Consider the following 20,141-nt stretch of genomic DNA (forward strand, 5'->3'; position numbering starts at 1 on the left):
TATGTCGATTACACTTAGCGACAGTGCAGCAGCGCGAGTTAATACCTTCCTGGCCAACCGTGGTAAAGGGTTTGGCCTGCGTCTGGGCGTGAGAACCTCCGGCTGTTCAGGTATGGCTTATGTACTGGAATTTGTTGACGAACCGACGGCGGAAGACACCGTATTTGAAGACAAAGGCGTTAAGGTAGTGGTTGATGGCAAGAGCCTGCAATTTCTGGACGGTACACAGTTGGACTTCGTAAAAGAAGGCCTGAACGAAGGGTTTAAATTCTCCAACCCAAATGTGAAAGATGAGTGTGGTTGCGGCGAAAGCTTCCACGTGTAACTGTGTTCCGCTGTTATACCGAGTCATTCGTGTTGCAGAAAGGCGACAAGCGAGTGAATCCCCAGGTGCTTACTTGAATTAGTGACTGGGGTGAACCCGCGCAGACAATGCATCTGCGGCGCGAAGTAAGAAGGTATAACCCCACCGTAGTCGCCTGCGGGTGGGGTTTGTTCTGACAGGCTATCCCTGAGAATGTTATGGATTACTTCACCCTCTTTGGCTTACCAGCCCGTTATCAGATTGACACCCAGGCGCTGAGCCTTCGTTTTCAGGATCTGCAACGCCAGTATCACCCTGACAAATTTGCCAACGGCACCCAGGCGCAGCAGCTTGCCGCCGTCCAGCAATCCGCCACGATCAACCAGGCCTGGCAAACGCTGCGTCATCCGCTGACGCGCGCGGAGTATCTGCTTTCCTTACATGGGTTCGATCTGGCCAGCGAGCAGCACACCGTACGCGACACCGCGTTTCTGATGGAGCAACTGACGCTTCGTGAAGAGCTGGACGACATCGAACAGACAAAAGACGACGCGCGGCTGGAAAGCTTTATTGAGCGTGTACAAAAGATGTTTGATGCTCGCCTCCAGCAAATGGTGGAACAGCTGGATAACGCGGCATGGGATGTGGCGGCGGATACGGTGCGCAAACTGCGGTTTCTCGATAAACTGCGAAGCAGCGCAGAACAACTCGAAGAAAAGCTGCTCGATTTTTAACTGGAATCTAACATGGCCTTATTACAAATTAGTGAGCCTGGTCTGAGCGCCGCGCCGCATCAGCGCCGTCTGGCGGCGGGTATCGACTTAGGCACTACCAACTCTCTGGTGGCGACGGTTCGCAGCGGCCAGGCGGAAACTCTGCCTGACCACGAAGGGCGCCACCTGTTGCCTTCAGTGGTTCACTATCAGCCGCAGGGCCACACGGTCGGTTACGCTGCGCGTGACAATGCCGCGCAGGATACGGCCAACACTATCAGCTCTGTGAAACGTATGATGGGACGCTCGCTGGCGGATATCCAGGCGCGCTATCCGCATCTGCCTTACCGGTTTAAGGCTAGCGTTAATGGGCTGCCGATGATTGAAACAGCGGCAGGGTTGCTAAACCCGGTACGCGTATCTGCTGATATTCTCAAAGCGCTGGCCGCGCGGGCTAGCGAATCGCTTTCCGGAGAGCTGGATGGCGTGGTGATTACCGTTCCCGCCTATTTCGATGATGCCCAGCGTCAGGGGACGAAAGACGCCGCGCGGCTGGCGGGCCTGCATGTGCTGCGCTTACTCAACGAACCGACGGCGGCGGCGATCGCCTACGGTCTGGACTCGGGCAAAGAAGGCGTTATCGCTGTTTACGATCTCGGCGGCGGCACCTTTGATATCTCTATTTTACGTCTGAGCCGCGGGGTGTTTGAAGTGCTGGCGACGGGCGGTGATTCTGCGCTCGGCGGCGACGACTTTGACCATCTGCTGGCGGACTATATTCGCGAGCAGGCAGGGATTGCCGATCGTAGTGACAATCGCGTTCAGCGCGAACTGCTGGATGCCGCTATTGCAGCGAAAATCGCCTTAAGTGATGCCGATGCCGTTCGCGTTAACGTTGCGGGCTGGCAGGGGGAGATCACTCGCGAGCAGTTTAACGATCTCATTTCTGCGCTGGTTAAGCGCACGCTATTGGCCTGCCGTCGCGCATTGAAAGATGCCGGTGTTGACTCCCGGCAGGTTCTGGAAGTGGTCATGGTCGGCGGTTCGACCCGTGTACCGCTGGTGCGTGAGCGGGTGGGCGAATTTTTTGGCCGCACGCCGTTAACCACTATCGACCCGGATAAAGTAGTCGCTATCGGCGCAGCGATTCAGGCTGATATTTTGGTCGGCAACAAGCCGGACAGCGAAATGCTACTGCTGGACGTGATTCCACTCTCTCTTGGACTGGAAACGATGGGGGGCCTGGTGGAAAAAGTTATTCCGCGCAACACCACCATCCCGGTGGCGCGCGCGCAGGATTTCACCACCTTCAAAGACGGTCAGACCGCGATGTCTATCCATGTGATGCAGGGCGAACGCGAACTGGTGCAGGACTGCCGTTCGCTGGCGCGCTTTGCGCTACGCGGTATTCCGCCGTTGCCGGCTGGCGGGGCGCATATTCGCGTGACTTTCCAGGTAGATGCCGATGGCCTGTTGAGCGTTACCGCAATGGAAAAATCCACCGGCGTCGAGGCCTCCATTCAGGTCAAACCTTCCTACGGCCTGACCGATAGCGAAATTGCTTCAATGATCAAAGACTCCATGAGTTTTGCCGAGCAGGACGTGAAAGCGCGTATGCTGGCGGAGCAAAAAGTCGAAGCCGCGCGCGTGCTGGAAAGCTTGACCGGCGCGCTGACTGCCGACGCCGCGCTGTTAAGCGCCGCAGAACGTCAATGCATTGATGATGCCGCCGCACATTTGAGCGCGGTCGCACAAGGCGATGATGTTGACGCCATAGAACAAGCCATTAAAAACGTAGATAAACAAACCCAGGAATTTGCCGCTCGCCGTATGGACCAGTCGGTTCGTCGCGCGCTGAAAGGCCATTCCGTAGACGAGGTTTAACATGCCGAAGATTGTTATTCTGCCTCATCAGGATCTTTGTCCGGATGGCGCAGTTCTGGAAGCTGAGACCGGTGAAACCATTCTTGACGTTGCGCTGCGCAACGGCATCGAGATTGAACACGCCTGTGAGAAATCGTGCGCCTGCACCACCTGTCACTGTATTGTACGTGAAGGCTTCGACTCCTTGCCGGAAAGCTCGGAAGAAGAAGACGATATGCTGGATAAAGCGTGGGGGCTGGAGCCGGAAAGCCGACTGAGCTGCCAGGCTCGCGTTACCGACGACGATCTGGTTATCGAAATTCCACGTTACACAATCAACCATGCGCGTGAGCATTAACAGAGGGTAGTATGGGACTCAAGTGGACCGATAGCCGCGAGATCGGCGAAGCGTTATACGACGCATATCCTGATGTCGATCCTAAAACCGTTCGTTTCACCGATCTGCATCAGTGGATCTGCGAACTGGACGATTTTGACGACGACCCTAACGCATCCAATGAAAAAATTCTGGAGGCGATTCTGCTAGTCTGGTTGGATGAAGCAGAGTAATTTTTGCGTCATGATCCGCGCCGCAGGTGCGTTGGCTGCGTTCGCTCACTTGCCGCCTTCCTGCAATGCGAATCATTTAGCAAAAGATCTAACGGGCTGCCATACGGCGGCCCGTTTGCTAATAAGGAAAATAACAATGACAGAAGCCATGAAAATTACGCTTTCCACGCAGCCTGCCGATGCGCGTTGGGGCGACAAAGCCACTTACAGTATTAATAACGACGGTATTACCTTGCACCTTAACGGTAAAGACGATCTGGGGTTGATCCAGCGTGCGGCGCGTAAAATCGATGGCCTGGGAATAAAACAGGTCGCGCTGACAGGCGAAGGATGGGATATCGAGCGTTGTTGGGCATTCTGGGCGGGTTACAAAGGACCAAAAGGCGTCCGTACCGTGATGTGGCCGGATTTAGACGATGCCCAACGTCAGGAACTGGATAACCGCCTGACCATTATTGACTGGGTGCGCGACACCATTAATGCCCCGGCGGAAGAGCTTGGGCCGGAGCAACTGGCGCAGCGCGCGGTGGATCTGCTGTGCAGCGTCGCGTGCGATCGTGTCACTTACCGTATCACCAAAGGTGAAGATCTGCGCGAGCAGAACTATATGGGGCTGCATACCGTAGGTCGTGGTTCTGAGCGTTCGCCGGTACTGTTGGCGCTGGATTACAACCCGACGGGAGACAAAGACGCGCCAGTTTACGCCTGTCTGGTCGGTAAAGGCATTACCTTTGACTCCGGCGGCTACAGCATCAAACAAAGCGCCTTTATGGACTCAATGAAATCCGATATGGGCGGCGCGGCGACGGTAACGGGCGCGCTGGCGTTCGCCATTACCCGTGGGTTGAATAAACGCGTAAAATTGTTCCTGTGTTGCGCCGATAATCTGATCAGCGGCAATGCTTTTAAACTGGGCGATATTATTCGCTACCGTAATGGCAAGAATGTCGAAGTCATGAATACCGATGCGGAAGGGCGACTGGTGCTGGCAGATGGCCTGATTGATGCCAGTGCGCAACACCCGCAGTTGATCATTGATATGGCGACGTTAACCGGCGCGGCGAAAACGGCGCTGGGTAACGACTACCATGCGCTATTCAGTTTTGACGATACGCTGGCGGGGCGCTTGCTGACCTGCGCGGCGCAAGAAAATGAACCGTTCTGGCGTTTGCCGCTGGCGGAGTTCCACCGTAATCAACTGCCGTCTAACTTTGCGGAACTGAACAACACCGGCAGCGCGGCTTATCCCGCTGGGGCAAGCACCGCCGCGGGTTTTCTGTCGCACTTTGTTGAAAATTACCGCGAAGGCTGGCTGCACATTGACTGTTCCGCTACTTATCGCAAAGCGCCAGTTGAGCAGTGGGCTGCCGGGGCAACCGGTTTAGGCGTCCGCACCATTGCTAATCTGCTGACCGCCTGAATGGCGTTTTTTGTAGGCCGGGTAAGCGAAGCGCCACCCGGCATTTTGCCTGATGACACTGCGCTTATCAGGCCTACACGGTACACGTATATCAATTTGTGATTCCTATGTCCGAAACTAAAAATGAATTAGAAATCTTGCTGGAGAAAGCGGCGACTGAGCCCGCGCATCGTCCGGCATTTTTCCGTACCTTACTGGAGTCCACCGTCTGGGTGCCGGGCAGCGCTGCCGAAGGCGAGGCGATTGTGGAAGACAGCGCTCTGGATTTGCAGCACTGGGAAAAAGAAGACGGCACGACCGTCATTCCCTTCTTTACTTCTTTGGAGGCGCTGCAGCAGGCCGTGGCAGACGAACAGGCGTTTGTGGTGATGCCGGTGCGCACGCTGTTTGAAATGACGCTTGGCGAAACGTTATTCCTCAACGCTAAATTGCCGGTCGGTAAAGAGTTTATGCCGCGTGAAATCAGCCTGCTTCTCGGTGAGGAAGGTAGTCCGTTAAGTACCCAGGAAGTGCTGGAAGGCGGCGAGTCGCTTATTTTATCCGAAGTGGCCGAGCCGCCGTCGCAGATGATTGATTCCCTCACCACGCTGTTTAAAACCATCAAACCGGTGAAACGCGCGTTTCTCTGCGCGATTAAAGAACATGCGGACGCCCAACCCAATCTACTGATTGGCATTGAGGCTGACGGCGATATTGAAGAGATCATTCACGCTGCGGGCAATGTGGCGACTGACACATTACCGGGTGACGAACCGATCGATATTTGTCAGGTGAGGAAGGGTGAGCAGGGGATCAGCCATTTTATCACCGAGCATATCGCGCCGTTCTACGAGCGCCGCTGGGGCGGGTTTCTGCGCGATTTTAAACAGAACCGCATCATCTGAAGAAAAGAAAGCCGCCCAACAGGGCGGCCTCCTGGCTTACCTGCTCTGGACGTTGAGCGTTACGGGAACAGAATTACCTGGATAACTTCTGTCTGCGTGAAGACACAACGTGCCAGAAACAAGAAGCTCGACACAAAAGCATCGTATCTTCATGTTGCGGTCCTTGCGAAGACCGCATCACGGCAGCACCGCTGGCGATAATGCCGTGATAGCAAGCACTGTGGTGTGCCTGCGCTTACGGCCATGGAACATCCTCTCCTGAAGCCAGCGCCCGTTTGCGAGACGGCGGAGGTGGCCGGGAAAGATAATACCTCAAATGTTGAATAGTTTCTTAGTTAATTAACTTGACTTCGCTCTCCTTAAAAGAGAGTATTTACCTACTGTGGTGTGCCTGCGTTGCTATGGCAACAAAGCCTGCTGGGAAGGCCGCGAACTGGACCAGCACAAAAAAACCGCTCAATTGAGCGGTTTTTTTGTGGCCTGCTTAAACAGAATTTATGTGGATTCGTTTTAAATCAGCCTGAATTGTAGGCCGGATAAGCGTGAGCGCCATCCGGCATGGTAGATATTAAGCGGGTTCAACCGGTAAATCAGTACGCGCGCCCCATTCGCTCCACGCGCCGTCGTAAAGCGTGACGTCAGGCACATCCAGCGTGGCGAGCGCCAGCACCACGACCGCGGCCGTCACGCCGGAACCGCAGCTGGCGATAATCGGTCTGTCGAAACTAACGCCGTGGCTGAAAAAAACCTCATTCAGTTCGTCAGTGGTCTTTAATTCGCCCTCATACACCAGTTCCGTCCACGGGACGTTTAGCGCGCCGGGAATGTGTCCGCGCCTCAGCCCCGGACGCGGTTCATCAGCCTGAGCGTTAAAACGCGCCGCCGGGCGCGCGTCGACGATTTGCGCGGTTTTTTCATGACTTGCCAGCAATACGTCGGTTAGCCGCACCACAGCTTGTGGCGCGAGTTTCGCTTCAAACTCGCCTTCTTCATGCGCTTCATCACCTTCGCGCAATAGCCATTCGTCGCGCTGCCAGCCTGCCAGTCCGCCCGCCAGAATGGAAATTTTCTCGGCGCCGAACGTGCGTAGCATCCACCATGCCCGGGGAGCGGAGAACAAATTGCCTTCATCGTATATGACCAGGTGTTTATCCTGGCGAACGCCCAGTTCACGCATGGCCACAGCAAACGCTTCCGGGCGCGGCATCATATGCGGCAGCGGCGATGCGCGATCGGAAAGCGCTTCAATATCAAAAAACAGAGCGCCGGGAATATGTCCGGCGCGATATTCGCCCGCCATATCACGATGTTCCTGTCCTGGGGGCGCCATACGGGCGTCAAGAATTTGTATTTCCGGATCATCAATATGTTCGGCAAGCCAGTCGGCGGCGACAAAAAAGGCGGTGGTCATGGGCATCTCCATTGTTACCTGATTATGGTCAAATTGTCGGACGTTTCCCGGAAAGGGACAAGTAGAAGAGGCTGTTTTGGCTGGCGAAACCACATTTCTGCGTAAAAATCTCGTTTCATTGTTGTAATACGGACTTACACAATAAAATTTCTCGCGCATAATATCTCATCAACCGTTGCTGACAGGCCATTAAGGCCAGGGATGAAAAATGAAACATTTACGCGTGGTAGCTTGCATTATCATGCTGGCGCTGGCGGGATGCGATAACAACGATAAAACCGCCCCGACGACAAAAAACGAGGCGTCAGCCGCGGCGCAACCCTCGCCCGCGAAAGACCCGGCACAGTTACAAAAGCTGGCGCAGCAAAGCCAGGGGAAAACGCTCACGCTATTAGACGCCTCCGAAGCGCAGCTCGACGGCGCGGCGACGCTGGTGCTGACGTTTTCAATTCCTTTAGATCCCGAACAAGATTTCTCCCGTGTGGTTCACGTGGTTGATAAAAAAAGCGGCAGCGTTGACGGCGCATGGGAGCTGGCGCCAAATTTAAAAGAGCTTAGGTTACGTCATCTGGAACCTGAGCGCGTACTGGTGGTCACGGTTGATCCCGCCGTTAAGGCGCTGAATAACGCCACCTTCGGCAAGCCTTATGAAAAAACGATTACCACGCGTGATGTCCAGCCAAGCGTTGGCTTTGCCAGTCGGGGATCGCTGTTGCCGGGAAAAATAGCGGAAGGACTGCCGGTCATGGCGCTTAACGTCAACCATGTCGATGTGAACTTTTTCCGCGTTAAGCCTGAATCGCTGGCGTCATTTGTCAGCCAGTGGGAGTACCGTAGTTCGCTCTCTAACTGGGAGTCCGACAATCTGCTGAAAATGGCGGATCTGGTTTATACCGGCCGTTTTGATCTTAATCCGGCGCGCAATACGCGTGAGAAACTGCTGTTGCCATTAAGCGATATTAAGCCGCTGCAACAGGCGGGCGTATATGTAGCAGTAATGAATCAGGCTGGACACTACAACTATAGTAATGCCGCCACGTTGTTTACCCTTAGCGATATCGGCGTGTCTGCGCACCGTTACCATAATCGGCTGGATGTCTTTACGCAAAGCCTGGAAAACGGCGCGGCGCAGTCGGGAATTGAGATCGTTCTTCTGAATGATAAAGGTCAGACGCTGGCGCAGGCGACGAGCGATGCGCAGGGACATGTGCAGTTGGAGGCTGATAAAGCGGCAGCGCTATTACTGGCGCGTAAAGAGGGGCAGACCACGCTGCTCGATCTCAAACTTCCGGCGCTGGATCTGTCGGAATTTAATGTTGCTGGCGCGCCCGGCTACAGCAAGCAGTTCTTTATGTTTGGCCCGCGCGATCTCTACCGACCGGGCGAAACGGTTATCCTTAACGGATTACTGCGCGATAGCGACGGTAAAATGCTGCCCGATCAACCCGTTAAGCTGGAAGTGGTAAAACCAGACGGACAGGTGATGCGTACCGTCGTCAGCCAGCCGGAAAACGGACTATATCGTTTGAATTATCCACTGGATAGCAGCGCGCCGACCGGCTTGTGGCATGTCCGCGCCAATACTGGCGATAACGTGCTGCGGACGTGGGATTTCCACGTTGAAGACTTTATGCCGGAGCGGATGGCGCTCAACCTGACGGCGCAAAAAACGCCGCTGGCGCCTGCGGATGAGGTGAAATTCTCCGTTGTCGGCTATTACCTGTATGGCGCTCCAGCTAGCGGCAATACCCTGCAAGGGCAGCTTTTCCTGCGTCCGCAGCGCGACGCCGTCGCGGCGTTGCCTGGCTTCCAGTTCGGCAATATTGCTGAAGAGAATCTTTCGCGCAGCCTGGACGAAGTTCAGGTTACGTTGGATAAAAGCGGACGCGGTGAAGTGAGCGCCGCAAGTCAATGGCAAGAAGCGCATTCGCCGTTGCAGGTGATTTTACAGGCCAGCTTGCTGGAATCTGGTGGTCGTCCGGTCACTCGTCGCGTAGAGCAGGCGATTTGGCCCGCCGATACGTTACCGGGGATTCGTCCACAGTTTGCCGCCAAAGCGGTATACGACTACCGTACGAATACCACCGTTCATCAACCGATTGTCGACGAAAATAGCAACGCCGCATTCGATATTGTTTACGCCAACGCGCAGGGTGAGAAAAAAGCCGTGTCCGGTTTGCAGGTGCGGCTCATCCGCGAGCGTCGCGACTATTACTGGAACTGGTCGGAAAGCGAAGGCTGGCAGTCGCAGTTTGATCAAAAAGATCTGCTGGAGGGCGAACAGACGCTGGATCTGAACGCGGATGAGACCGGAAAAGTAAGCTTTCCGGTGGAATGGGGCGCGTACCGTCTGGAGGTCAAAGCGCCGAATGAGACGGTCAGCAGCGTTCGTTTCTGGGCAGGCTATAGCTGGCAGGATAACAGCGACGGCAGCGGCGCGGCGCGTCCGGATCGCGTCACCCTCAAACTGGATAAAGCGAATTATCGTCCAGGCGATACCATGAAATTGCATATCGCCGCGCCGGTCGCCGGTAAAGGCTATGCGATGGTGGAGTCCAGCGACGGCCCGCTGTGGTGGCAGGCGATCGATGTGCCGGCGCAAGGGCTGGATCTCACGATTCCGGTGGATAAAACCTGGAATCGCCACGACCTCTATCTCAGTACGCTGGTGGTGCGTCCCGGCGATAAATCTCGCTCCGCGACGCCAAAACGTGCCGTGGGGTTACTACACCTACCGCTGGGGGATGAAAACCGTCGCCTTGATCTGGCGCTGGAAAGCCCGGCTAAAATGCGTCCAAATCAGCCGCTTACCGTCAGGGTGAAAGCCAGTGTTAAACACGGCGAAATGCCTAAACAGATTAACGTGCTAGTCTCCGCGGTCGATAGCGGCGTATTGAATATCACCGATTACGCGACGCCGGACCCCTGGCAGGCGTTCTTTGGTCAAAAACGCTACGGTGCGGATATCTACGATATTTACGGTCAGGTCATTGAAGGGCAGGGGCGGCTGGCAGCGCTGCGTTTTGGCGGCGATGGCGACGACCTTAAGCGTGGCGGAAAACCGCCGGTAAACCATGTCAATATCATCGCGCAGCAGGCGCAGCCGATCACGCTCAATGAGCAGGGCGAAGGCGTCGTAACGCTGCCGATTGGCGACTTTAACGGCGAACTGCGGGTTATGGCGCAGGCATGGACAGCAGGAGATTTTGGTCGCGGCGAAAGCAAAGTCGTTGTCGCCGCGCCAGTGATTGCCGAGCTGAATATGCCGCGTTTTCTGGCGGGGGGCGATGTTTCGCGACTGGTGCTGGACGTCACCAACCTGACCGACCGTCCGCAGACGCTTAATATTTCTCTCGCCGCCAATGGGCTACTGGAACTGCTTAGCCAGCAGCCGCAACCGGTCAACCTGGCGCCGGGCGTGCGCACCACCTTATTCGTTCCGGTACGCGCGCTGGACGGTTTTGGCGAAGGCGAAATCCAGGCGACCATTAGCGGTCTGAATCTGCCGGGAGAAACCCTCGGCGCGCAGCATAAACAGTGGAAAATAAGCGTGCGTCCGGCCTGGCCTGCCCAAACGGTAAATAGCGGTATTGCGCTGGCACCGGGAGAGAGTTGGCACGTGCCAGCGCAGCATCTGGCAAACGTTTCGCCAGCCACGTTACAGGGACAACTGCTGCTAAGCGGAAAACCGCCGCTCAATCTGGCGCGCTACATTCGCGAGCTGAAAGCGTATCCGTACGGGTGTCTGGAACAAACCGCCAGCGGGTTATTCCCGGCGCTGTATACCAATGCCGCTCAATTGCAGACGCTCGGTATTGTCGGCGATAGCGATGAAAAACGTCGCGCAGCAGTGGATATCGGCATCTCCCGGGTACTGCAGATGCAGCGTGATAACGGCGGTTTTGCGCTATGGGATAAAAATGGGGCGGAAGAGTACTGGCTAACGGCTTACGCGATGGATTTCCTCGTTCGCGCGGGCGAGCAGGGGTACAGCGTCCCGCCGGAAGCGATTAATCAGGGCAATGAGCGACTGCTGCGCTATCTGCAAGATCCTGGCATGATGCTGATTCGTTATAGCGATAATACACAGGCCAGTACTTTTGCCGCTCAGGCCTACGCCGCGCTGGTGCTGGCGCGCCAGCAGAAAGCGCCGCTCGGGGCGCTGCGCGAAATCTGGGAGCGCCGTAGTCAGGCGGCTTCAGGGCTGCCGCTGATGCAATTGGGCATCGCGTTAAAAACGATGGGCGATGCCAGACGCGGCGAAGAGGCCATTACGCTGGCTCTGAATACGCCGCGTCAGGACGAACGTCAATGGATAGCGGATTACGGCAGTTCTCTGCGCGATAACGCTCTGATGTTGTCGCTACTGGAAGAGAACAACCTCAAACCGGACGCGCAAAACGTGCTATTAAGCTCGCTTTCCGAACAGGCCTTCGCTCAGCGCTGGCTCTCCACCCAGGAAAATAATGCGTTGTTCCTCGCCGCGCATTCGCGACAGGCCAGCGCGGGCGCCTGGCAGGCGCAGACCTCGCTTGAGGCGCAGCCGCTGTCGGGCGATAAGGCGCTGACCCGCAATCTGGATGCTGACCAACTGGCCGCCCTTGAGGTGACGAACGTCGGCAGCCAGCCGCTATGGCTGCGTCTGGATAGCAGCGGCTATCCCTCATCTGCGCCTGAGGCTGCCAGCAACGTTTTGCAGATTGAACGACAAATACTGGGGACCGATGGTCAGCGCAAATCGCTTTCCTCGTTGCGTAGTGGCGAACTGGTGCTGGTCTGGTTAACGGTAGTGGCCGATCGCAATGTGCCGGATGCGCTGGTGGTGGATCTGCTTCCGGCCGGGCTGGAGCTGGAAAACCAGAATCTGGCTGACAGCAGCGCCAGCCTGCCGGAGAGCGGTAGCGAGGTGCAAAATCTGCTTAATCAGATGCAGCAGACGGATATTCAGCATATGGAATTCCGCGATGATCGGTTTGTGGCTGCCGTCGCTGTTAACGAAGGTCAACCCGTGACGCTGGTCTACCTGGCGCGCGCGGTAACGCCGGGGACGTACCAGCTTCCACAACCGCAGGTGGAATCGATGTATGTTCCTCAGTGGCGGGCGACCGGCGCGAGCGAGGGGCTGCTGATTGTGACGCCTTAAATGAACGGTTGGCGTGGTAAACGTGGCCGCTGGCTGTGGCTGGCGGGCGCGCCGCTTTTTATTCTCCTGGCGTTATGGACGGCGGATAACCTCTGGCCGCTGCCGCTCAATGAGGTCCATCCTGCGCGGGTCGTGGTAGCTCATGACGGTACGCCGCTGTGGCGCTTTGCCGACGCCGGGGGGATCTGGCGTTATCCGGTAACCATTGAAGAGGTCTCCCCCCGTTACCTGGAGGCCTTAATCAATTACGAAGATCGCTGGTTCTGGCGGCACCCTGGCGTTAACCCTTTCTCTGTCGCGCGCGCAGCGTGGCAGGATCTCACCGCCGGGCGCGTTATTTCCGGCGGTAGTACGCTGACCATGCAGGTGGCGAGACTTCTGGACCCGCATCCGCGCACGTTCGGCGGTAAAATTCGCCAGCTTTGGCGCGCTCTCCAGCTTGAATGGCATCTTTCCAAGCGCGACATCCTGACGTTGTATCTGAACCGCGCGCCGTTCGGCGGCACGCTACAGGGTATTGGCGCCGCAAGCTGGGCCTACTTCGGCAAGCCGCCCGCGCGTCTGAGCTACGCTGATGCGGCGCTGCTGGCCGTGTTGCCGCAGGCGCCGAGTCGATTGCGCCCCGACCGCTGGCCAGAGAGAGCCGAAGCGGCGCGGAATAAAGTGCTGGATCGGATGGCGGCGCAGGGCGTCTGGCCTGCCGAAACGGTACGCGAGTCGCGTGAAGAGCCGGTCTGGCTGGCACCGCGTCAAATGCCGCAACTGGCGCCGCTTTTTGCCCGAATGATGCTGAGTAAAAGCCAGAGCGACAAAATTGTGACCACGCTGGACGCCGGCTTGCAGCGGCAACTGGAAGATCTGGCGCGGGCATGGAAAGGGCGGCTGCCTGCACGTAGTTCGTTAGCGATGATCGTCGTCGATCATACCGATATGAGCGTGCGCGGCTGGGTAGGATCGGTAGATCTGAATGACGACAGCCGTTTTGGTCATGTCGACATGGTAACGGCGATCCGATCGCCGGGATCGGTACTCAAACCCTTTGTGTATGGTCTGGCGCTGGATGACGCTTTGATCCATCCCGCGTCATTATTACAGGACGTTCCGCGCCGCACCGGAGATTACCGCCCGGGAAACTTCGACAGCGGATTTCACGGCCCGGTCAGCATGAGCGACGCGCTGGTACGCTCGCTGAATCTGCCTGCCGTTCAAGTGCTTGAAGCCTATGGGCCGAAACGATTTGCGGCAAAACTGCGTAACGTCGGCTTGCCGCTATATTTGCCTGCTGGCGCGGCGCCGAATCTTTCGCTGATTCTGGGCGGCGCGGGTGCGCGGCTTGACGAGATGGCGGCGGCATACAGCGCGTTCGCTCGTCATGGGAAAGCGGCGAAACTACGGTTACAGCCGGACGATCCGCTGTCGGAAAGACCATTAATGTCGCCGGGAGCGGCGTGGATCATTCGACGGATTATGGCGGATGAAGCGCAACCCTTGCCGGATAACGCGCTACCGCGCATTGTGCCGTTGGCGTGGAAAACCGGCACCAGCTACGGTTATCGCGATGCGTGGGCTATTGGCGTTAACGCGCGCTATATCATCGGCATCTGGACAGGCAGACCCGACGGCACGCCTGTGGTGGGACAATTTGGTTTTGCCAGCGCGGTGCCATTGCTTAACCAGGTCAATAATCTGTTACTGGCGCATGCAGGACGCCTGCCGGAAGATCCGCGTCCGCAGACGGTAAGCCGCGGCGTCATTTGCTGGCCGGGCGGACAGTCTCTGCCTCCCGGAGACAGCAACTGTCGCCGCCGACTGGCGACCTGGCTGCTTGACGATAGCCAGCCGCCCACACTGCTGTTACCGGAACAGGAAGGCATAAACGGTATTCGTTTCCCGGTCTGGCTGGATGATACGGGACGGCGTGTCGCTGCCGACTGCCCGCAGGCGCGTGAGCACACTTTTATTGTCTGGCCGCGTCCACTGGAGCCGTGGCTGCCGTCGACGGAAAGACGTAGCGCCCGCTTGCCCGTGGCATCCGCCCTCTGCCCGCCGCTACAGGGCAGTAATGCTGCGCCGTTAATGCTGTCAGGGATAAGGGAAGGCGCAGTGATTAGGCAATTGCCCGGTCAGGAAAATGTCACGCTGCCCGTCTCGACTACCGGTGGTAAAGGGCATCGCTGGTGGTTTTTAAACGGCGAACCTGTTAATAGCGCAAACAATCGCCTTTCTTTATTATTAAATATCGCTGGACGTTATCAACTTGTCGTAATAGATGAGTCAGGTCAGGTTGCGGCGGTTAATTTTGAATTAATGCGTTAACAATTATTCTGAATACATTATGAATTTCTTTTATTTTAAGGTTAATGATAATTAATAATTAATAATTAATAATTAATAATTATTCCTTGATTACCTCTTAAAGAGGGATATTGATAAATATCAAAAGATCCAACGCGCAAAACCGCGAGAATACGTTTTTATTTAACGAGTTGAATCATGAAAGAAATAAAAAGCCAGGGAAATGGCGAACAGCCCGCTATTTCCCGACGCAATTTTATCCAGGCCAGCTCCGCGCTTATTGCGCTACCGTTTGTCTCTTCGACAGCTACGGCTCAGGAGCGCGTGGCAACGGTGACTGAAAATAGGCCTGCGGAAAAAGTCGTCCAGACATGCAGCACATTTGACTGCGGGGGCAAATGCGATATTCGGGCGCATGTCAGTGACGGTATCGTGACGCGAATTTCAACGCGGCCTGATAATGCTTTGGATGCGCAAATGCCGGTGATGCGTGCCTGCGTTCGTGGACGCGCATACCGTAAATTTGTTTATCATCCTGACAGACTTAAATATCCCATGAAGCGCGTAGGAAAACGCGGTGAAGGAAAATTCGAGCGAATTTCCTGGGATGAAGCGACAACCTTAATCGCCGATAATTTAAAATCGATTACCGAAAAATATGGCCCGGCTTCGCGCTATGTTCATGTTGGCACCGCCGTTTCCGGCGGTACCTTTTCCGGCGATAAAATGGCGCGTCGCCTGCTGAATCTGACCGGCGGTTATCTCGAAAGCTACCATTCTGTGAGTATGGGTAACACGGCGGCTGCGACGCCCTATACTTACGGCACTGCCGCCAGCGGCAGTTCGCTGGATACGCTTTTAGAGACCAAACTGGTGATTCTGTGGGGCCATAACCCGACGGAGACCATTTTTGGCCATACCAACTATTTCTTGCAGAAAATGAAGCAGAACGGTACGCGGTTTATCGTGGTCGATCCGCGCTATTCCGACACCGTTGCGTCTCTGGCCGATCAGTGGATTCCGCTGCTGCCTACTACCGACAATGCGTTGATGGACGCGATGATGTACGTCATCATCAGCGAGAATCTGCACGATCGCGCGTTTATTGAGCGCTACGCTATCGGTTTTGACGAAGCCTCAATGCCGGAAGGCGTACCGGCTAACGAATCGCTGGTGGCGTATCTAATCGGCGCCAAAGACGGTGTTGTTAAGTCACCCGAGTGGGCGGAAAAGATCACCCATGTGCCGGCGCAAACCATTCGCCAGTTGGCGCGTGATTACGCGAATACCAAACCCGCCGCGTTGATTCAGGGGTGGGGACCACAGCGCCACAACTGCGGCGAGCGCACCGCACGCGGCTCGACCCTGCTGGCGACCATTACCGGTAATGTGGGCATCAAAGGTGGTTGGGCAGCGGGCTACGGTGGCTGCGCTAACCGTAAATTCGCCGCGGGTCCGGAGATGCCGGATAACCCGGTAAAAGCCAAAATTTCGGTAATGAACTGGGTGCAGGCCGCAGACGATGCCAGCAAAGTGACGCCGGATGTTGGGCTGAAAGATGCCGATGAGCTGGATGGTAACATCCGTCTTCTGTTCTCGCTGGCCGGGAATTATCTGGCGAATCAGAACCCCGACCTGCATCAGGCGGTACGCGTACTGGAGGATGAGTCAAAGATCCAGTTTATTATTGCCAGCGATCTGTTTATGACACCGAGCGCGAAATACGCCGATCTACTGCTGCCGGAAACCAGTTTCATGGAGCGCTGGAACATCGGGGAAACCTGGGGCACGGCAAGCTACCTGATTCTCTCTGAAAAACTGATCGAGCCTGAATTTGAGCGTCGCTCCGACTACGACTGGCTGCATGAGGTGGCAGCGAAATTAGGCATTGAGAACGAATTTAGCCAGGGACGCGATGAGAAAGCGTGGATTGAACACATCTGGGAACAGACGCGCCTGGCGATGCCGGACGAAAATCTGCCGGATTTTGCCACGCTGCAAAAGACCCGTCAGCATCTGTTCAAAAGCGCGCCGTTTGTCGCCTTTGAAGACAATATTCGCGATCCGGACAATCATCCGTTCCCGACGCCGTCAGGGAAAATAGAGATCTTCTCGAAGCGCCTGTACGACATGCAGCATCCGGAAATCCCGGCGTTGTCGCACTACGTTCCCGCGCATGAAGGCCCGGAGGATGCGCTGGCGAAAGATTTTCCGCTTCAGTTAATTACGTGGAAAGGGAAAAACCGCGCCAACTCAACGCAATACGCTAACCCGTGGCTGATTGAAGTTCAGCAGCAGAAATTGTGGATCAACCCGCAGGATGCGCAAAAGCGCGGCATTACGCATGGCGACATGGTACGCATTCATAATCCACGCGGGATTTGCGAAATTCCGGCGGAAGTGACGCCGCGCATTATTCCCGGCGTTGTTGCGATGCAGGCTGGTGCCTGGTGGCAGCCGGATAAGAACGGTATTGATAAAGGCGGCTGCGCGAACGTCCTCAGTTCGGCCCGTATTACCGCTCTGGCGAAGGGAAATTCACATCAAACCATGCTGGTGGAGGTGGTTAAAGCATGAGTCAGTTTACACATTTTCCGCCGGTGAGCGATAAACAGTTGGGATTTTTTATCGACTCCTCACGCTGCTCCGGCTGTAAAGCCTGCCAGGTGGCCTGCAAAGACAAACATAATCTGGAAGTAGGCCGTCGTTTCCGCCGCGTCTATGAAGTCAAGGGCGGGAGTTTCATCCCGACCGGGCAGGGCGGGGTCAGCAACAACGTATTTGCTTATACGCTTTCTATTTCCTGCAACCACTGCGCGGACCCGATCTGCACCAAAAATTGCCCGACCACCGCCATGCATAAACGTCCGGGCGACGGCATCGTGCGCGTTGATACCGACAAATGTGTCGGCTGTGGCTATTGCGCCTGGTCCTGCCCTTATGGCGCACCGCAACTTAACGAGCAGACTGGTCAAATGTCCAAGTGTGATATGTGCATTGATTTACAGGCGAAAGGTGAACAGCCCGTCTGTGTCGCGACCTGTCCGCTGGAGGCCATCAAGTTTGGCCCTATTGATGAACTGCGCGCGAAGTACGGCAGCGTATGTGACGTGAACGGGCTGCCAGATTCATCAATCACCAAACCTAATCTGGTTGTCAAAGCGCATCAGGGCGCAGAAAAAGAGGGTAAACGCCATGCATGAGTTACCGCTGCTGATTTTTACGCTCTGTTTGCAAGGGTCTGTGGGTGTGACTCTGTGGCTGGCGTTGGGCCGCCAGTACGCCGTAGATGGACGAGTGCCTGCACGCGGCGCGCTTCCTGCAATGGCGGGAGCGTTTGTACTGGCCTGCGTGGGGCTGCTCGCTTCAGCGCTGCACATGGGCTATCCCCTGAATGCGCTAAACGCGTTACGTCATGTCGCCAGTTCGTGGCTGAGTCGCGAAATCGTCTTTGCCAGCCTTTATCTGGCGGCGCTGGGACTGGGCGTTGTGCTGCTGTTTTTCCGTAAGCCAGGCTGGCAACCGCTGCTGGCGCTGGCGGCAGCGCTCGGATTGGTGGATGTATTCTGCATGGCACAGATTTATATCCATGCCTCGGTGGCGACCTGGCAGCATAGCAACACGCTGGCGCTGTTCTTTGGTACGTCAGGCATTATCGGCTCGTTAGTCATTGCGCTGGCTTATCTGCGCAACGCTGGCGCCGCAATGCGCTGCGCCGTGGTGGTGGTCGCACTGATGGTGCTGATTCGCCTGATCATGCAGCCGCTATGGCTGGCGGATATCCATGCGGTGGATACGACGGTCGTAACTTTCCCGCATCGTCCGCTACAGGCGTTGGCGCAGTTGCGTGACGTCTATATTCTCGGTTGGTGTGTCTCAGCGGTGGGAATGCTCTGCTTTGCCGCTGGCGGTCTGCGAAATGCCAGAGGGACTCTGGTGGTGGGCAGCGTATTGTTGCTTATCGGCGAGATTGTGCTGCGCTACGTCTTCTTTAGTATTGGCTGATGGTTAATCTGACGATCGATCCGGCGGTAGACGTGACGCAGGCCTGCGTTCGGCGTCGTTTTCGTTTTTCTTCCTGCCGCGCTTGCACCGATGTTTGCCCGGCGCAGGTGTTTTCGCTGGCGCAGGGGCAGGTCAGCATAGATACGACGCGCTGCATAGCATGTGGCGACTGTCTGTTTGTCTGTCCTGTTGACGCCATTACCGGTGTCAAACCGGTTAAACGCTTTGTGCAGGGGAATACGTTGGTGGGGCCGTTTTCGTTACAGGCGTCAACGGTCGATGAGCTGCTTCTCTGGCACAGCCAGTATGGTATTCGCTTTATTGATATTATAGTAGAGCGGTCGGCGCAGTGGCTGATGGCGATGGCGGGGCTAAATTTAGCGCTACGCCGCTACGGTGAGCCATGTTGGTCTTTTAAACACGTTGTCGGCGCAGAGATTAACGCTTCGCGGCGCACGCTGTTTCATGTTCCGCGCGACACCATTACTCCATGCGCCGTCGAGCCGGGGAAACGGCGTCTCAGGCAGGCGTTTTCCGCCCTCAGCGAATGCGTGCCCGAAATCAGCCTGGAAGTGTGCTGGATGTGCGGAGCCTGTTGGCGAAGCTGTCCGGAAAACGTTATCCAGTTTGCCGACGATACCCTAACGATAGCGGCGGCGCGCTGTACGGGATGCGGCGGCTGTGTGGCGGTATGTCCGCATAAGGCGCTGCGGCTGCGGTTTGACGTGGAACCCGCGCAAACGCGGCATGTTGCGGCGCATACGCTCACCTGCGAAAGCTGCGAACGGACTTTCCATGCTCTCACGCCTGAACACACGCGCTGCTTGCTGTGTCAGTACCATGAGTTTGCTATGCGTCTTTGACTTTTGTTGCTAATGCTCATTTTATTTTAAAAAAATGTTACCTGCATCCATAGGCAATTGATGGGATGCTCTTTATAATCCGCGCCTGACATAACAACAGAACATTTTTCAGAGGTAAACATGGCTATTGAACGGACTTTTTCCATCATTAAACCCAACGCGGTGGCAAAAAACGTTATTGGCAGCATCTTTGCGCGCTTTGAAGCAGCAGGGTTCAGGATTGTTGGTACCAAAATGTTGCACCTGACCGTTGAGCAGGCGCGCGGCTTCTATGCTGAGCACGACGGCAAGCCGTTCTTTGACGGTCTGGTGGAGTTCATGACCTCTGGTCCTATCGTGGTATCCGTGCTGGAAAGTGAAAATGCGGTACAGCGTCACCGCGATCTGCTTGGCGCCACCAATCCGGCGAACGCGCTGGCTGGTACGCTACGTGCCGACTACGCTGACAGCTTTACTGAAAACGGCACCCACGGTTCGGATTCGCTGGAATCCGCGCAGCGCGAAATCGCCTTTTTCTTCGGTGAAGGCGAAGTGTGCCCGCGCACCCGTTAATCGGGGCATCTTTACACATTATTTTCGCTAATGCCGCGTGCAGACGTGGCATCCTTGCGGCAAAATTTGTACAATGCAGCGCCCCCGGACGAGCAGCAAGTTCACCGGGGCGTTTCTT

At 56.0% G+C, this 20,141-nt stretch carries 16 protein-coding genes; 14 read left to right on the forward strand and 2 right to left on the reverse strand.

Annotation, left to right across the window (positions count from 1 at the left end; translation table 11 throughout):
• Window position 1 precedes the first annotated feature (1 nt).
• The 7 genes from iscA to sseB all read left to right on the forward strand — a co-directional run bounded on the left by iscA (window position 2) and on the right by sseB (window position 5,754).
• Window positions 2–325, forward strand: a complete 324-nt coding sequence (iscA, locus tag ACE15A_RS05580) for an iron-sulfur cluster assembly protein IscA (protein ID WP_000028952.1) — start codon at window positions 2–4, stop codon at window positions 323–325.
• A gap of 197 nt (window positions 326–522) precedes the next feature.
• On the forward strand, window positions 523–1,038 hold the full coding sequence (gene hscB / locus ACE15A_RS05585) for a co-chaperone HscB (protein ID WP_053510759.1): 516 nt from the start codon (window positions 523–525) through the stop codon (window positions 1,036–1,038).
• Between the two features lie 12 nt (window positions 1,039–1,050).
• Window positions 1,051–2,901, forward strand: a complete 1,851-nt coding sequence (hscA, locus tag ACE15A_RS05590; RefSeq protein ID WP_023245989.1) for a Fe-S protein assembly chaperone HscA — start codon at window positions 1,051–1,053, stop codon at window positions 2,899–2,901.
• Between the two features lies 1 nt (window position 2,902).
• Window positions 2,903–3,238, forward strand: coding sequence for an ISC system 2Fe-2S type ferredoxin (gene fdx / locus ACE15A_RS05595; protein ID WP_001124466.1), 336 nt, complete (start codon window positions 2,903–2,905; stop codon window positions 3,236–3,238).
• Window positions 3,239–3,249: 11 nt separating this feature from the next.
• Window positions 3,250–3,450: a Fe-S cluster assembly protein IscX gene (gene iscX / locus ACE15A_RS05600; protein ID WP_000523621.1), complete on the forward strand. Its 201-nt coding sequence runs from the start codon at window positions 3,250–3,252 to the stop codon at window positions 3,448–3,450.
• 136 nt (window positions 3,451–3,586) lie between these two features.
• A complete protein-coding gene (gene pepB / locus ACE15A_RS05605; RefSeq protein ID WP_053510754.1) occupies window positions 3,587–4,870 on the forward strand; it encodes an aminopeptidase PepB in 1,284 nt (427 codons plus the stop codon).
• Window positions 4,871–4,977: 107 nt separating this feature from the next.
• A complete protein-coding gene (sseB, locus tag ACE15A_RS05610; protein ID WP_053510751.1) occupies window positions 4,978–5,754 on the forward strand; it encodes an enhanced serine sensitivity protein SseB in 777 nt (258 codons plus the stop codon).
• 36 nt (window positions 5,755–5,790) lie between these two features.
• On the opposite strand, the gene timP is transcribed toward sseB, so the two are convergent.
• Together timP and sseA are read right to left on the reverse strand one after the other, a co-directional pair.
• A complete protein-coding gene (gene timP / locus ACE15A_RS05615; protein ID WP_380912968.1) occupies window positions 5,791–5,907 on the reverse strand; it encodes a small toxic inner membrane protein TimP in 117 nt (38 codons plus the stop codon).
• A 415-nt stretch (window positions 5,908–6,322) separates the two neighbouring features.
• The gene (gene sseA, locus ACE15A_RS05620) at window positions 6,323–7,165 is read right to left on the reverse strand and encodes a 3-mercaptopyruvate sulfurtransferase (RefSeq protein WP_053510749.1); all 843 of its coding nucleotides are present in this window, start codon (window positions 7,163–7,165) and stop codon (window positions 6,323–6,325) included.
• Between the two features lie 208 nt (window positions 7,166–7,373).
• Between sseA and ACE15A_RS05625 the strand changes: the two genes are divergently transcribed.
• From ACE15A_RS05625 to ndk, 7 genes are all read left to right on the forward strand, one after another.
• Window positions 7,374–12,308: an alpha-2-macroglobulin gene (locus ACE15A_RS05625; RefSeq protein ID WP_053510747.1), complete on the forward strand. Its 4,935-nt coding sequence runs from the start codon at window positions 7,374–7,376 to the stop codon at window positions 12,306–12,308.
• Window positions 12,309–14,624: a peptidoglycan glycosyltransferase PbpC gene (gene pbpC / locus ACE15A_RS05630; protein ID WP_053510740.1), complete on the forward strand. Its 2,316-nt coding sequence runs from the start codon at window positions 12,309–12,311 to the stop codon at window positions 14,622–14,624.
• Between the two features lie 177 nt (window positions 14,625–14,801).
• A complete protein-coding gene (locus ACE15A_RS05635) occupies window positions 14,802–17,180 on the forward strand; it encodes a DMSO/selenate family reductase complex A subunit (RefSeq protein ID WP_053510736.1) in 2,379 nt (792 codons plus the stop codon).
• Window positions 17,177–17,806, forward strand: coding sequence for a DMSO/selenate family reductase complex B subunit (locus tag ACE15A_RS05640; RefSeq protein ID WP_023245981.1), 630 nt, complete (start codon window positions 17,177–17,179; stop codon window positions 17,804–17,806). The genes ACE15A_RS05635 and ACE15A_RS05640 overlap by 4 nt, the downstream gene beginning before the upstream one ends.
• Entirely contained in the window at window positions 17,799–18,608 is an 810-nt protein-coding gene (locus tag ACE15A_RS05645; protein WP_023245980.1) for a dimethyl sulfoxide reductase anchor subunit family protein, read from the forward strand. Before ACE15A_RS05640 ends, ACE15A_RS05645 begins: the two co-directional genes overlap by 8 nt.
• On the forward strand, window positions 18,608–19,471 hold the full coding sequence (locus ACE15A_RS05650) for a 4Fe-4S dicluster domain-containing protein (protein WP_053510734.1): 864 nt from the start codon (window positions 18,608–18,610) through the stop codon (window positions 19,469–19,471). Before ACE15A_RS05645 ends, ACE15A_RS05650 begins: the two co-directional genes overlap by 1 nt.
• A 120-nt stretch (window positions 19,472–19,591) precedes the next feature.
• A complete protein-coding gene (ndk, locus tag ACE15A_RS05655) occupies window positions 19,592–20,023 on the forward strand; it encodes a nucleoside-diphosphate kinase (protein WP_000963847.1) in 432 nt (143 codons plus the stop codon).
• Window positions 20,024–20,141: the final 118 nt, after the last annotated feature.

Origin of the sequence: Salmonella sp. HY31, from assembly GCF_042604575.1 — a bacterium.
Classification (GTDB): Bacteria; Pseudomonadota; Gammaproteobacteria; order Enterobacterales; family Enterobacteriaceae; genus Salmonella; species Salmonella diarizonae.